This is a genomic window from Nonomuraea sp. NPDC049269 (genome assembly GCF_043197155.1).
In the GTDB taxonomy this organism is placed as follows: domain Bacteria; phylum Actinomycetota; class Actinomycetes; order Streptosporangiales; family Streptosporangiaceae; genus Nonomuraea.
In genome coordinates this window covers 627981-642114 of sequence record NZ_JBICSO010000004.1, presented here as the reverse complement: position 1 = coordinate 642114, position 14134 = coordinate 627981, and the positions used below count along the sequence as shown (strand labels likewise).

Genomic DNA, 14134 nt, shown 5'->3' with positions numbered 1-14134 from the left:
ATGCAGCGTCCGGTAATTGCACACGGCCCTGCACCTGGATAGCGGGATAAAAGACGTTATAGAGCGTTATGTCTGGTGGGTGAGTGCACTGCGCGGTCCTGGCAGGATGGACCCATGAGGGAAACCCGAGTCTCAGCCGCGGGCCTGCGTGAAGCGATCGAGCGCAGCGGCTACTACCCCGACCTCGTCACCGATGCGGTCGAATCCGCGCTGGGCAAGGAGGCTGTGACCGCGTTCGTGGTCCATCACGAGGCCACCTTCGATCCCGCGATGGAAGTGCGCAGGCACGTCACCGTCCTTGTGCTGTCGACGACGAGGCTGCTGGTCTGCCACACCGACGAACACCCGGCGGTCGAAGGCGTCTCGACCTCGCACGCCTCCACGACCACGGAGGCCGTACGCCTGAGCCGCGTCCAGTCGGTCGCGGTCACCCGCGTCGTCCCCGACCCCGCCTCCTACGTCCCCGGCGTCCCTCCCACGGAGGCCACGCTGACGATCGGCTGGGGAGCGATCTCCCACGTCGACCTCGAACCAGCCACCTGCGGTGACGAGAACTGCGAGGCCGACCACGGCTACACGGGCGCCATCACCGCCGACGACCTCTCGCTCCGGGTAAGTGAGGCAGCCGACGGCCCCGAAGCGGTCACCCACGTCCTCGCCTTCGCCAAATCCCTCTCGGAAGCCACCGCCCGCGCCACAACCTGACAGACCACTCCCAGGCACCCACCCTCTCGGTGCCACCAGGGCAAGACCCATGCACACAACGCGAACCTCGACACACCGACTCCACGACATCGCGCCCACAAGGGCACCTCTGCGACAGACCGGTGCTCCTCTGAGGTGGCAATAGGTGGCGCTCATGCGGTGGTGTCCTTGTGGTCGTGTCCACGCGACCGTGTCCTTGGGGTTGTGCTCAAGCGGCACTTCCAGGGTCTCCTGGCCAGGCGGCGCGGGGGCGAGCCCCTACGGTGTCTCACCGGAGACACCTCACGCGGCACCGACCCATCGGCGGTGCCTGCGGGACCGTGCTCATGTGAGAGTGCCTCAGTGGTGGCGGCCACGTGATCGTGCTCGTGCGGCGGCGTCTCTGCCATGGTGTCCGCCTGACGGTGCTCCGATGCCTCTGTGGTGGTGGCCGCGCGACCGTGCTCGTGCGCCGGCACACGGGCCGATCATTCCCGGCGAACGGTCCCGCGCAATATGTGCGGCGCCCAGCCGATCAAGCGAAGAAGACGGCCAAGAATACGCACGTAACGAGGCCCAGCCACGTGCGGGTTCAGCGACCGTATTCCTGGAGGCCCTCAGCCACGTACGGCGAGTGGCGCTCACTTGGCCGTGCCGTACAACATCGTTTGGGTTCTGGGGTTTGGCGGCGATCAGCGGCGTGCGGCGGGAGCTTCGTGCATGATCGAATATTTCGGGCGACGAACGGAATGGAGCGCTATGGGCGGAAACGCGCCACTGATTCCCAGTTACGGCACCGCGTCGTTGGCGGAGTTGCCGAGTGCGTTGCTGGCGGTGCTGGGGATGGACGAGCCGAACCTCCTCCAGCTCGCCCCCGCCGACCGCGTCTGCCTGTTCATCGTGGACGGTCTCGGTGCGGAGTCGCTGCGCGCTCACGTCGACCGGGCGCCGTTCCTCGCCGCCGCCGCCAAGACCACGCTCACCGCCGGGTTCCCCGCCACCACCGTCACCAGCCTGTGCTCGCTGGGCACCGGTGTGCCGCCGGGTGAGCACGGCATGCTGGGGCTGATGCTGGCGGTGCCGGGGACCGGGCAGCTGTTCAACTGCCTGCGGTGGACGCTGCCCGGCGGGGCGTTCATGGAACCGGGCCAATGGCAGCCCGCCGAGACCGTCTACCAGCGCGCCGCCGCCGCGGGGATCGCGGCGGGTTACGTGGCGCCGGCCCAGTTCGAGGGGACCGGGCTGACCGAGGCGGTCTACCGCGGCGTGCGCTACCTGGCCGCCGAGACCGTTGACGAGCGGGTGGCCAGGGTACGTACGGCGATGGCCGAGCCGCGGGCCCACGTCACCGTCTACTACGGCGACCTCGACGCGGTGGGCCACATGACCGGCTGGGGCAGCGAGGAATGGCTGGATCAGCTCGAAATCGTGGATCGGATGGCCGAACGCCTGGCCGCCGACCTGCCCCCGGGCTCCGCCCTCTACATCACCGCCGACCACGGCATGGTCAACGTGACCGAGAAGCTCGACGCCGAGACCGAGCCCGCGCTGACCCGGGGGGTGGCGATGCTCGGCGGGGAGGCAAGGGCGAGGCACGTGTACGCCGAGCCGGGGGCCGCCTCCGAAGTGCTCGACGCATGGCGTGAGATCCTGGCGGGCAAGGCCTGGGTGGTGTCGAGGCAGGAGGCGGTCGAGTCCGGCTGGTTCGGGCCGCGCGTGCGGCCGGAATGGGCGGGGCGCATCGGCGACGTCGTGGCCGTCCCGTATACCGGGCTGGCCATCACGGCGCCGCGCGCGCATCCGATCGAGGCGCTGTTCACCGGCTATCACGGCTCGATGACCACCGCCGAACAGTACGTACCGCTCTTGGAGGTAAGCACCCGATGAGTTCGTTGATCACCGCTGGGGTGAGCGGCCGATGAGTCCGTTGATCACGCCCGAAGAACTCGCCGCGCTGGACGGTGTGACCGTGCTCGATGTGCGGTGGCGGCTCGGTGGCCCTCCGGGGATCGAGCTGTACCGCGAGGGGCACCTGCCGGGCGCCGTCTTCTGCGACCTCAACGCCGACCTCGCCGCGCCCGCCGGAACCGCCGGACGGCATCCGCTACCGGAGGCGGACGACTTCCAGAGCGCGATGCGGCGGCTGGGCGTGTCCGGGGGACGGCCGGTGGTGGTGTACGACGACACGGGGTCGACCGCCGCGGCGCGAGCGTGGTGGGTGCTGCGTTACTTCGGGCACCAGGACGTCCGGGTGCTGGATGGCGGCCTGCCCGCCTGGGCCGACGCGGCACTGCCGATCGTCAAGGAGACGTCGGAGGTGGTGCCGGGTGACTTCGTCGCCAGGCCGGGTGGGATGCCGCTGCTGAGCGCCGCCGAGGCGGGGGCGCTCGCGACGTCGGGGGTGCTGCTGGACGCACGGGCGGGTGAGCGTTATCGGGGCGAGGTGGAGCCCATCGACCCCGTCGCCGGGCACGTGCCCGGCGCGGTGAGCGCGCCGACCACGGAGAACATCGACCCCGGCGGCCGGTTCCGTCCTGCGGCCGAGCTGCGCGACAGGTTCGCCGCGCTCGGGGTGGGCGAGGGTGTGCCCGCCGGGGCGTACTGCGGCTCCGGCGTCACCGCCGCGCATGAGGTACTGGCCCTGGAGGTGGCGGGCCTGCCCGCGGCACTCTACGTGGGCTCATGGTCCGAGTGGATCGCCGACCCCTCACGCCCGATCGCCACAGGCTGAGCCCGCTTCGCGAGCCGCCCGCCCGCGGCGGGCCAAGCCTCCGCTGCCTGAGCGGCGCGCCGACCACCGGCGCGCCGACCAGACGACCCCCGCATAGGCGCCGACCAGACGACCTCCGCATAGCGAGCGCTACGGGGTCGGGGGTCGGTCGCGTCTCCGGGTGTACGCCCGGTCGCCCGCGCCGAAGCAGACGAAGCCGAGTGCTCCCGTCTTGGCCGAGGCCGAAGCCAGGGCCGAGGCGGGGGACTGGCCGTCGGACAGCAGACCGTGGAACGCGGTCATCACGGCCAGCGCCTCCTCGTCACGCACCGGCACCATCCCCGCGACGACGCAGGCCGTACCCCTGGACAGGAACGTCCCGGCCAGCCCGAGCGGAGCGCCGTCCGTCGGCGTGTGCGCCATCCCCGAGTCGCACGCCGACAGCACCACCAGCCGGGCCGTCCGCGACAGCCCGAGCAGGTCGTACGCCATGAGCTGCCCGTCGGCCAGCGTGATGCCCGACAGCAGCGGGCTGCGCGCGTGGAACACCCCGTGCGCCGCAAGATGCAGCACGTCGGCGCTGGTCAGCGCCGCGAGCACGGCACCGGAGCGGGCGGGCACCTCCCGGGCGCCGGGATGGCAGGCGAGCACCTGTTCGAGCTCCGCGCGCGCGTGGGCGAGCCCGGGTCCGGCCGCGGCGATCACCACGGGCTGTTCGGCGGGTACGGCGGCGCGCTGCCCGGCGTCCAGCCAGGCGGACGCGCTGGCGGCCACGGACACCGGACGATCACGCAGGCACGGCAGGGCCGTCCACGGCACCGTGTGCAGGGGACCGGCGGGCACCACGATCAGCGGCCGGTCGCCGAGCTCGGCCTGGAGCGGCCGGAGCAGCAGTCGTTCGAGCTCCGCGGCGGCCGGCTCGACCTGGGCGTCGGCGGAGGCGCCGTCGCCGAACCCGGCCCGGCGCAGCGAGTAGCGCAGGCGGATGAGCGCCTCACGGATGGGCCGCAGATCGCCCAGCCGCCGCAGCGCGAGCCGTTCGCCGGTGATCAGTACGGCCAGCAGCGAGGAGCCGTCGATGACGAACTCGACCAGCGCCGCACCGCCCAGCCCGGCCCGCACGGCGCCGGGATCGGCCAGCCCGCAGGCGTGCGCCGGAGCGGCCACCGCCCGCCAGCGTTCCGCCCAGTCGAACACCTCCTCGGCACACCCGTCACGTACGGCCATCTCCAGCCCGAACGCCGCCAGCCGCTCACCGGCCCGCGCCGCGTGCGCCCGCAGCGAGGGGTCGTCGAACGACTCCATGCTGCTGCCCATCTCGGTCAGCCCGTCGTGGACCGCGCGGAACGCCTGGGTGACGTCCTCCTGCAGCGCGGACTCCAGGGCGAGGGCGTGCTGGCGTACCAGCACCGGGATCTGTGAGGTCTGCGCGAGGTGCCTGGCCTGCAGCTCCGAGGCCAGCGACGTGAGATGGGTCCCGGCGGGCACCCAGCGCTCGCCGCGCCGCGCGTGCACGGTGAGGCGGGCCAGCTGCGCCGACGCCGCCGGATGGTCGTCGAGTGCCAGCGCGGCCTCCGCCGCCACCAGGCGCAGCGCGGCGGCGCCCGCCAGGTGGGCGGAACCGTTCTCGAGGTCGTCGGCGCACGCGATCAGCTCGTCGAGCAGCTCCGGTGAGGAGCCCTCCAGCGCGAGGCGGGCACGCAGCACGACCTCCCTGGTCAGCGGCAGCCATGACACGCGGTCCTGCTCGGCCAGCTCGACCGCCGCCTGCTCGGCCACGGCCAGCGCGCGGCGGGCGTCGCCGGTGAGCAGCTCCACCTGCGCCAGTTTCAGCCGCGCCTCGGCCAGCGCCACCAGCGCGGCGGACGACTCCAGATCGGGTACGGCCAGGCTGAGCAGCGCCCTCGCCTCACCGGGCAGGTGCGCGGCCAGCAGCGCCCCGGCGAAGTCGGCCCGCATCGTGGCCAGCCGCTCGGGGAAGCCGAACAGGGTGTGCTCGGCCGCCCGGTAGTGGGCGAAGGCGCCGGTGATGTCGCCCCGGCGTACGGCGAGGAAGGGCAGGTTGGCGGCGGCCAGGCGGGCCAGGTGGTCGAGCCGGGCGTGGCGGGAGATCTCCAGGCAGGCGGTGATGTCGCGGGTGGCGGCGTCCCAATCGCCCCGGTAGGCGTGGACGAGGCCGCGGTTGAGCAGGCCGCCGGCCAGGAAGCGGCGGTCGTCGATGGTGCCCGGCGCGACCACCAGCACCTGGAGCGCGCGGTCGCACGAGGCGATGGCCTCCTGGTAGCGGCCCAGGTGGGCGAGCGCGACGGCCCGCTGGGTGTCGAGCTTGGCCCGGTCGAGCGGGGAGAGGTCGGCCCAGGCCAGGGCGGCGACCCGGAGCGCCTGCAGGGGATGGCCGCGTTCGGTGCGTACCGTCACCAGGGAGAGGCGTGCCTGGGCCATGCGCTGGCGCGGGATGCCGGGGGTGTCGATGGCCTGCCGGAGGTGGGCTTCGGCGGCTTCGAGATCGCCGAGCTCGCGGGCGGCCAGCGCCATCGCTCTGAGGGCGACCACCGCGGCGTCGACGCAGCCCACGGCCTGGGCTGCGGTCAGGACGGTGCGGCCGGCGTGGAGGGCCTGTTCGGGATCGACCACCGAACGAAGCACCGCCATCTCAGCCGCCATCACCAGCGGGCCGCCGGGTGCGGCGGGTTGGTGGGGGACGATGAGATCGGGAGCGGCCGTGCCCCCAAGCCCGATGGTGTCGGGAGTGGAACGGTCGTCCTGTGTTGCGATCATGGCGCCCTGGGCTTCGTAGGGGAGGAGTGGGAGCCAGGGGGTGGGACGCGGTACCTGGCTCCCTGGTGATCATGGGCGGATGCGCACCCACCTGGTTTGGACGGGTGCGAGACCGGGCCGGTAGCAGACCACGCTGAGCCAGCCCGGAGGCAGGCCGGTGACCGCGAACTGGCCCGTACGCGCAAGACGCCTGGTGAGCGTCAGATGCGGAGTCCTCACATCGACGTGGCTGCCCTCGCCAGGATGCGGGAACACTTGTCCCGCGACGTCGATGAGTCCGTCGCCCACCGTCACCTCCAGATCGAAGGTGAGGCCGGCCGCGACGAAGCGGACCATGCCGGGACCGTCGCCGCCTCGTACGCCACGGGTTGCGGCGCAGTCGGCAGGTGCGGCGGTCACCGCTTGAGAGACCCGGAGTCCGAAGGCATCACGTGCGGCGGCGGAAACATGCCCAGGGATCGGATCACTCCCGGCGGCGAGCCGGAGAGCCGCCAGGAAATACTCATCGTTGATCATTGCACCGTCTCCTGTAGTGAGATCAGGGTGCGCAGTTTTTCCAGGCACCGGATCCTGGTTGGACCCACGGTGCCCACGGGCATGCCGAGCCGCATCGCCACCTGCTGGCTCCCCATATCCGTCGCCACCAGCTGGAGGAGGGTGCGGCAAGGCTCGTGCAAAGCGGAGACCGTCTTCCACAGCAGGCGGCTGCCGTCGGCCTCCAGGACGACAGTCGCCGGATCAGGGTCGTGCACGACGTCGAAGGAGGGAAAACCGGGTGGTTCCTTCCTGATGATCAGAAGCGCCTCACGACGCGTGGTCGTCGCCAGCCACGCGCCAACGCCTGATGGTTCCCTGATGGTGTGCAGGTTTTCGAGCAGGCGCAGCCAGGCACCCTGGACCGCGTCCGCCGCGTCGGTGGCGTTCAGCCCGCACGCGCGGGCGACTGCCCACATGCGCGGCCCGAACCTGGACTCAAGCTGGTCCCAGGCTGTCTGGTCGTCTTCGGCCGCTGCCTTGAGCAGCTCCGCCGGATCGCGTGGCTCGTGCATGCGGCCTCCTTCGCCGTGACGGACGAGGAGGCCACCCTGCCTCCTCGTGATTGGCCGAGGACTGAGCGTAAACTCTACAGACTCGACCTGATGAGAACTCCCAGATCGGGAATTTGCCGGGTCGTCTCAGGGTCAAGGACTCGCCCGGCGGCCTCCTTGGCCGGCAGGTCCTTGGCGGCGTCGGCGATCGTGCCCGCGACCAGGGCCGTCGCGAAGGAGGTGCCGCTCCAGACGGCGTATCCGGCGAACTCGTCGCGCTCCAGGAAGCTGCTGGCCAGCCACTCGCCACGGGCGCACGCGTTGACCCAGGAGCCGTAGGCGGAGAACGGCGCCCGGTGCTCCTGCGCCGCGTCCAGCGCGGCCACGGCCACGACGTCGGGCAGCGCGCCCGGCCAGAACGGCCGGTCGCTCGCGGTGTTGCCGGCGCAGGCCACCGTGACGGTGTCGGGCAGGGCCCGCAGCGCGTCGTCCAGCAGGGGAGGCGGCCGGTCGTCGAAGGTGTGACAGCCGAAGGACAGGTTCAGGATCGGGGGTGGGCGTTCGCGCAGCCGGTTCAGGGCGCGGACCACGCTTGCCTCGTCGCCGACGCCGTCCCCGTCGAGCACCCGCCACACGCGCAGCCCCGAGCCAGGCGCCTGCCGCAGCAGCAGGCCGGCGAGGAACGTGCCGTGGCCCGCCTGGCGGCCTTCGAGCAGCTCGGCGTCCTCCCTCGGCTGATCCTCGTACCAGTCGCTGCCGGCCCACCACGGGTGCTCGGCGATCCCGGTGTCGAGCAGCCCCACGACGACGGGCGAGCGCGCTCTGCCCGGTTTGTATGGTACGGGCGGCGAGGGGAACGGCCGGGACGCCGGCCCGCCCCAGAACAGCGGCTGTCCGGCGAGCACATGGTTGGGGGAGGCCCGGAAGCCGTGCTCCCGCAAGTCCATGGTGATCTCGATGGGGTCGACACCGGGCGACAGATGGATCACGCAGACGCCGTCGGCGTCGGCGACGGCCTGGGTCCAGCGAGCCACGGCGGACACCGCGCTGCGGTCGGTCAGTATCTGACCTGGCCGGATGAGCGACTCGCCGACAGATTGGATGTCCATGAGCGGGTATCTTTCCGCGCTCACCCGTGTGTCACACGCCCCTGCCGCACCAAGTTGGTATGGCCCCCCTCTGGTGCCCGGTTGCGACCGACGGTAGTCTCTCCCTAGTCACTTGTGATCATCCCGGGGCGAGGCCGTTGGGGAAGGCGCACCTCGTACCGAATCGGGAGGTCCGGTGTCTGCTTGTGGCGTGCTTTACGTCCACTCAGCTCAGCCCGCGCTGTGCCCTCATATCGAATGGGCGGTCGCGGGTGTTCTTGGCGTACCCGTGGACCTTACGTGGACGCCGCAACCCGCCGCGCCCAACGTCCTGCGGGCGCAGGCGGAGTGGGAAGGTCGCCCGGGCATCGCGGCGGCCATCACCTCTTCCCTCATGGGCTGGCAGCGCATCCGGTTCGAGGTCACCGAGGACGCCTCAGCGGGGGTCGACGGGTCCCGTCATGCCTATACGCCGACGCTCGGCGCCTTCAGCGCGGTCGTCGGGGCCGCGGGCGACATCATGATCCCCGAAGACCGGCTCCGCACCGCGATGCTGATGGCCGCCCAGGGACGGGCGGTGCTGGAGGACGAGCTGGACAAGCTGCTCGGCCGGCCGTGGGACGAGGAGCTGGAACCGTTCAGGTACGCCGGCGACGGCGCGCCGGTCCGCTGGCTGCACGCCGCCGTCTGAGACCCGCGCCGCTGAGGCACGCGGAGCTGAGCCACGCGCCGTCGCACGCATGAAAGCTGTCCGCACGCGTGAAAGCTGTCCGCACGCGTGAAAGCTGTCCGCACGCGTGAAAGCTGTCCGCACGCGTGAAAGCTGTCCGCACGCGTGAAAGCCGCCCGAACAACGTGAAAGCCGCTGAACACGCGAAAGGGGCCCCGCACCCATGAGGTGCGGGGCCCCTTTTACCTGATTACAGGGGGATGTTGCCGTGGGCGCCCCTGGCCGGGGTGGCCTGGGCGAGGACCTTGGCGATCGCGCCCCGGGTCTCCTCCGGCTTGATGACCTCGTCGATCACGCCCAGCTGCTGCGCCCGGTCGAGCCCGCCCGCCAGCTTCTCGTGCTCCTCGGCCAGCCGCTGCTCCAGCTCGGCCCGCTCCTCTTCGGGGGCGGCGGCCAGCTCGCGCCGCTTCAGGATGCGCACCGCCGCGACCGCGCCCATGACCGCGATCTCGGTCGTCGGCCAGGCGAACACCTTGGTGGCGCCCAGGGCGCGGGAGTTCATGGCGATGTAGGCGCCGCCGTACGCCTTGCGCGTGACCAGCGTGATGCGCGGCACCGACGCCTCGGCGAAGGCGTGCAGCAGCTTGGCGCCGCGGCGGACCACGCCGTCGTGCTCCTGCCCGACGCCCGGGAGATAACCGGGCACATCCACCAGGACAACCAATGGGACGCCGAAAGCGTCACACATACGAACGAAGCGGGCAGCTTTCTCGGCGGACGTGGCGTCGAGGCAGCCACCCAGCCGCATCGGGTTGTTGGCGATCACACCGACCGTCCGGCCACCGAGGCGGCCCAGCGACGTGACGATGTTCGGCGCCCACTTGGGGTGCAGCTCGATGCCCGGCTCGTCGAGCAGGCCGTTGACCAGCGGCTTGACGTCGTAGGCACGCCGCGCCGATTCGGGCAGCAGCGTGGAGAAGTCGACCTCGTCGATGCCCGTGGTGCGGACCCGGCCCTGGTGGCCGAGCAGCACGGCGAGCTGCCGCGCGCGCAGCAGCGCGTCGGTCTCGGTCTTGGTGACGATGTGGACGACGCCGCTGCGCTTGCTGTGCGGCTCGGGGCCGCCCAGCGCGGCGCTGGTGACCTCTTCGCCGGTGACGCTGCGGACCACGTCGGGCCCGGTGACGAAGATGCGGCCGGAGTCGGCCAGGATCACCAGGTCGGTCAGCGCCGGCCCGTAGGCGGCGCCGCCGGCGGCGGGGCCGACGACCACGGAGATCTGCGGCACCACGCCCGAGGCCTTGGTCATCGCGCTGAAGACCCGGCCGACGGCGTGCAGCGACTCGACGCCTTCGGCGAGTCGCGCACCGCCGGAGTGCCAGATCCCGATGACCGGCACCCGTTCACGGACGGCCACGTCGTAGGCGTGCACGATGTGCTCGCAGCCTTCGCTGCCCATCGCGCCGCCCTGGAAGCGGGCGTCACTGCAGAAGGCGACGACGGGGACACCCTCGACGCGGCCCATGGCGGCGAGAACGCCGCTTCTGTCCTCAGGAGTGATCAGCCGCACCGAGCCCTCGTCGAGCAGCGCGGTCAGCCGGACGATCGGGTCGCGGGGGTCGGCGGGCTCCTGATCGGAGCCCTGCGTCACGACCCGATTGTCGAGCACAGTCATCTAAGCCCCCTTGAACACGACGGCCACGTTGTGGCCACCGAACCCGAACGAGTTGTTGACCGCGGCGATGTCGCCTTGCGGCAGCGGGCGGTTCTCGCCGTAGACGAGATCCACCTCGATGCCGTCGTCGAGACTGTCGAGATTGATGGTGGCGGGCACGATGCGCTCCTGGAGCGCCTTGATCGTGAAGACGGACTCGATGCCACCCGCGCCACCCAGCAGGTGGCCGGTCATGGACTTGGTCGAGGTGACCAGCGGGTGGGTGCCGATGGACTTGGCCACCGCCTGCACCTCGATGACGTCGCCCGCCGGGGTGGAGGTGGCGTGCGCGTTGACGTGCTTGACGTCGTGGCCGGTGATGCCCGCGTCGGTGAGCGCCTGGGTCATCGCCATGCTGATGCCCCGGCCCCCAGGCTCGGGCTGGGTGATGTGGTGGGAGTCGGCGGAGTAGCCGACGCCCGCCGCGTAGGCGTAGATCCGCGCGCCGCGTGCCTTGGCGTACTCCTCGGACTCGAGCACGATGATGCCCGCGCCCTCGCCCAGCACGAACCCGTCACGGTCGCGGTCCCACGGCCGCGAGGCGCCCGCGGGATCGTCGTTGCGGGTGGACATGGCGCGCGCGGCGGCGAAGGCGGCCACGTTCAGGCCGTGGATCGCCGCCTCGGTGCCGCCCGCGACCACCACGTCGGCGCGGCCTGACCTGATCATGTCCATCGCGTAGCCGATGGCCTCCGCGCCGGACGCGCAGGCCGACACGGTGGCGTGCACGCCGGCCTGGGCGCCGCGATCGAGGCCGATCCAGGCGGCCGGGCCGTTGGGCATCAGCATCGGCACCGTGAAGGGCGAGAGCCGGTTCCAGCCCCGCTCCTTGTAGGTGTCGTAGGCGGTCAGCGTGGTCGTGATGCCGCCGATGCCGGAGGACACCACGACGCCGAGCCGCTCGGGCGCCACCTCGGGCGCGCCCGCGTCGGCCCAGGCCTCCCGGGCCGCGACCATGGCGAACTGCTCGCTGCGGTCGAGGCGGCGGGACTCGGGCCTGGGCAGCACCTCGGTCGGATCGACCGCGGCCGTCCCCGCGAAGTGCACGGGGACGGTGTCGATCCAGTCCGCGTTGATGGTCTCGACGCCCGACTGACCGGCGAGGAGCGCCGACCAGGTCGAGGTGACGTCTCCACCGACGGGCGTCGTCGCGCCGAGCCCGGTGACCACGACACGTACCCGGTTTGCACTCACGTTTCGCGCTCCTTGTCGATCAGTTGGGAACTGAGGTCAGTGGATGACCGAGGTCAGTTCTGGATGAAGGTGAGAACGTCCTTGACCGTCTTCAGGTTCTTGAGCTGGTCGTCAGGGATCTCGACGCCGAACTCGTCCTGGGCGGCCACGGCGATCTCGACCATGGACAGGGAGTCGATGTCGAGGTCGTCCACGAAGTTCTTCTCGGGGGTGACGTCGGTCGCCGGGATCCCGGTGATCTCGTTGATGATCTTGCCGAGGCCCTCGAGGATCTCCTGCTCGGTGGCAGCCATGTCGCTATTTCTCCTTTGGTTTTTCTGGGTTCTGTACGGCTACGGCCGTACAAGCTCTGATGAGTACGGAACGGAGCCGTACCGGATCTTACGGAATCTCGATGACCTGACCCGCATAGGTCAGGCCGGCGCCGAAGCCCAGGATGAGCGCGAGCTCACCCGAACGGACCTCGCCACGCTCCAGCATGCGCGAGAGCGCGAGCGGAATGGACGCGGCGGAGGTGTTGCCGGCGGTCACGATGTCGCGCCCGACGACAGCCTGGTCGGCGCCGAGCTTACGCGCGATCGCCTCGATGATGCGCAGGTTGGCCTGGTGAGGTACGAAGGCGGCCAGCTCCGACGGGTCGACCCCGGCACGCTCGCACGCCTCCTTGGCCACCGGGTGCAACGCGGTGGTGGCCCAGCGGAACACGGTCTGACCCTCCTGGTGGAGGGAGTCGTGGCGGTCGTTGATGATGATCGCGTCGGATTTGTCACCCGAGCTGCCCCAAACTACCGGCCCGATGCCGGGGGTGTCGGAGGGGCCGACCACCGCGGCGCCCGCGCCGTCGGCGAAGATCACGGCGGTGGACCTGTCGGTCCAGTCGATCCACTGCGACAGCTTCTCGGCGCCGATGACGAGCACGTGCTTGGCCGAGCCGGCGCGGATCGCGGAGCTGGCCACGCCGAGCGCGAAGCAGAAGCCGGCGCAGGCGGCGTTCACGTCGAACGCGCCGGGCGACTGGATGCCGAGGCGGTGGGCCACGACGGCCGCGGCGTTGGGGATCTGCGTCTCCAGCGTGCAGGTGGCGACGATGACCAGGTCGATGTCGGCCGCCGACAGGCCGCTGGCGGCCAGCGCTTTGCCACCGGCCTGTGTCGCCATGTCCTCGACGGACTCGGCCGGACCGGCGACCCGGCGTTCCTTGATGCCGACCCGCGACTGGATCCACTCGTCGTTGGTCTCCATCGTCTTGGCCAGGTCGTCGTTGGTGACAACGTTGGACGGCTGGTAGTGGCCGAGGGCCAGCACCTTGGCGCCCGGGGCGATATCGGGAATCCTCACTTGATCAGCTCCCTGGCCGCGTCGAGATCGTCTGGGGTCTTCAGCGCCACGGTCCGTACGTCCCGCAGCCCGCGCTTGGCCAGGCCGGTCAGTGTGCCGCCCGGCAGCAGCTCGATCATCCTGGTGACACCGAGGTCGGCCATCGTGGCCATGCAGCGGTCCCACCGGACGGGATTGCTGACCTGGTCGATCAGCCGCCGCATCAGCAGGGCGCCGTCGGTGACGACCTGGCCGTCGGCGTTGGACAGCAGCTTGACCCGCGGGTCGGCGGGGGTGATGCCCTCGGCGGCCGCACGCAGGTGCTCGACGGCCGGGGCCATGTGCTCGGTGTGGAAGGCGCCCGCGACGGAGAGCGCGATCAGTCTGGCCCGGGCCGGCGCGTCCGCCTTGAAGGCGGCCAGCTGCTCCAGCGTGCCGCCGGCGACGATCTGGCCGGCGCCGTTGACGTTGGCGGGGGTCAGGCCGTGCTTGTCGATGGCGGCCAGCACCTCGGCCTCCACGCCGCCGAGCACCGCGGTCATGCCGGTCTCGGTGACGGCGGCGGCCTTGGCCATGGCCTGGGCGCGCTCGCGTACGAGCGTCAGGGCCTGCTCAGGGGCCAGCACCCCGGCCAGCGCCGCCGTGGCGAACTCGCCGACGCTGTGGCCGGCCAGCAGGTCGGGGGTCGCGCCGAGCGCCTCGGCCGCGGCCAGCGCGGCGGCTACGAGCAGGGGCTGGGCGACCGCGGTGTCGCGGATCTCGTCGGCGTCGGCCTTGGTCCCGTACGTGATCAGATCGAGGCCCACGACCTCGGACCATGCGGTCAGTCGATCCGCGAGTCCGGGGAGTTCGAGCCAGGGCGTCAGGAAGCCTGGTGTCTGGGCACCTTGGCCCGGAGCGACGAGTACAAGCACACAATCCACACTGCCCTGTAGAAGTCCAACACGCGGA

Annotated in this window: 13 protein-coding genes; 4 read left to right on the top strand and 9 right to left on the bottom strand. The window is 71.3% G+C overall.

Features of this window, described 5'->3' with window-relative positions:
• Positions 1-114 precede the first annotated feature (114 nt).
• From ACGFNP_RS25860 to ACGFNP_RS25850, 3 genes are all read left to right on the top strand, one after another.
• A complete protein-coding gene (locus ACGFNP_RS25860; RefSeq protein WP_214635698.1) occupies positions 115-705 on the top strand; it encodes a DUF5998 family protein in 591 nt (196 codons plus the stop codon).
• A 738-nt stretch (positions 706-1443) separates the two neighbouring features.
• Positions 1444-2571 carry an alkaline phosphatase family protein gene (locus ACGFNP_RS25855; protein ID WP_393323004.1) on the top strand — a complete coding sequence of 376 codons (1128 nt, stop codon included), beginning with the start codon at positions 1444-1446 and terminating at the stop codon, positions 2569-2571.
• 31 nt (positions 2572-2602) lie between these two features.
• Positions 2603-3415: a sulfurtransferase gene (locus ACGFNP_RS25850; RefSeq protein ID WP_393323001.1), complete on the top strand. Its 813-nt coding sequence runs from the start codon at positions 2603-2605 to the stop codon at positions 3413-3415.
• Positions 3416-3544: 129 nt separating this feature from the next.
• Here ACGFNP_RS25850 and ACGFNP_RS25845 read toward each other — a convergent pair whose 3' ends face one another.
• The 4 genes from ACGFNP_RS25845 to ACGFNP_RS25830 form a co-directional block, all read right to left on the bottom strand.
• Complete coding sequence (locus tag ACGFNP_RS25845; protein WP_393322998.1) at positions 3545-6172, bottom strand: CHAT domain-containing protein; 2628 nt, start codon at positions 6170-6172, stop codon at positions 3545-3547.
• A gap of 69 nt (positions 6173-6241) precedes the next feature.
• Entirely contained in the window at positions 6242-6688 is a 447-nt protein-coding gene (locus ACGFNP_RS25840; RefSeq protein ID WP_358315532.1) for a hypothetical protein, read from the bottom strand.
• Positions 6685-7221, bottom strand: a complete 537-nt coding sequence (locus ACGFNP_RS25835) for an RNA polymerase sigma factor (RefSeq protein WP_393322995.1) — start codon at positions 7219-7221, stop codon at positions 6685-6687. Before ACGFNP_RS25835 ends, ACGFNP_RS25840 begins: the two co-directional genes overlap by 4 nt.
• 74 nt (positions 7222-7295) lie before the next feature.
• Complete coding sequence (locus ACGFNP_RS25830; RefSeq protein WP_393322992.1) at positions 7296-8309, bottom strand: S8 family serine peptidase; 1014 nt, start codon at positions 8307-8309, stop codon at positions 7296-7298.
• Positions 8310-8484: 175 nt separating this feature from the next.
• Here ACGFNP_RS25830 and ACGFNP_RS25825 point away from each other — a divergent pair, with 175 nt between their 5' ends.
• The gene (locus ACGFNP_RS25825) at positions 8485-8979 is read left to right on the top strand and encodes a DUF3145 domain-containing protein (protein WP_219539870.1); all 495 of its coding nucleotides are present in this window, start codon (positions 8485-8487) and stop codon (positions 8977-8979) included.
• A gap of 229 nt (positions 8980-9208) precedes the next feature.
• Here the strand turns inward: ACGFNP_RS25825 and ACGFNP_RS25820 are convergent, their stop codons facing one another.
• The 5 genes from ACGFNP_RS25820 to ACGFNP_RS25800 all read right to left on the bottom strand — a co-directional run bounded on the left by ACGFNP_RS25820 (position 9209) and on the right by ACGFNP_RS25800 (position 14097).
• Positions 9209-10633: an acyl-CoA carboxylase subunit beta gene (locus tag ACGFNP_RS25820; RefSeq protein ID WP_393322989.1), complete on the bottom strand. Its 1425-nt coding sequence runs from the start codon at positions 10631-10633 to the stop codon at positions 9209-9211.
• Positions 10634-11866 carry a beta-ketoacyl-ACP synthase II gene (fabF, locus tag ACGFNP_RS25815; protein WP_393322986.1) on the bottom strand — a complete coding sequence of 411 codons (1233 nt, stop codon included), beginning with the start codon at positions 11864-11866 and terminating at the stop codon, positions 10634-10636.
• A gap of 53 nt (positions 11867-11919) precedes the next feature.
• On the bottom strand, positions 11920-12159 hold the full coding sequence (locus tag ACGFNP_RS25810) for an acyl carrier protein (protein ID WP_214635708.1): 240 nt from the start codon (positions 12157-12159) through the stop codon (positions 11920-11922).
• Between the two features lie 88 nt (positions 12160-12247).
• Entirely contained in the window at positions 12248-13204 is a 957-nt protein-coding gene (locus tag ACGFNP_RS25805; protein WP_358315516.1) for a beta-ketoacyl-ACP synthase III, read from the bottom strand.
• A complete protein-coding gene (locus ACGFNP_RS25800) occupies positions 13201-14097 on the bottom strand; it encodes an ACP S-malonyltransferase (protein ID WP_393322981.1) in 897 nt (298 codons plus the stop codon). Before ACGFNP_RS25800 ends, ACGFNP_RS25805 begins: the two co-directional genes overlap by 4 nt.
• Between the last annotated feature and the right edge of the window lie 37 nt (positions 14098-14134).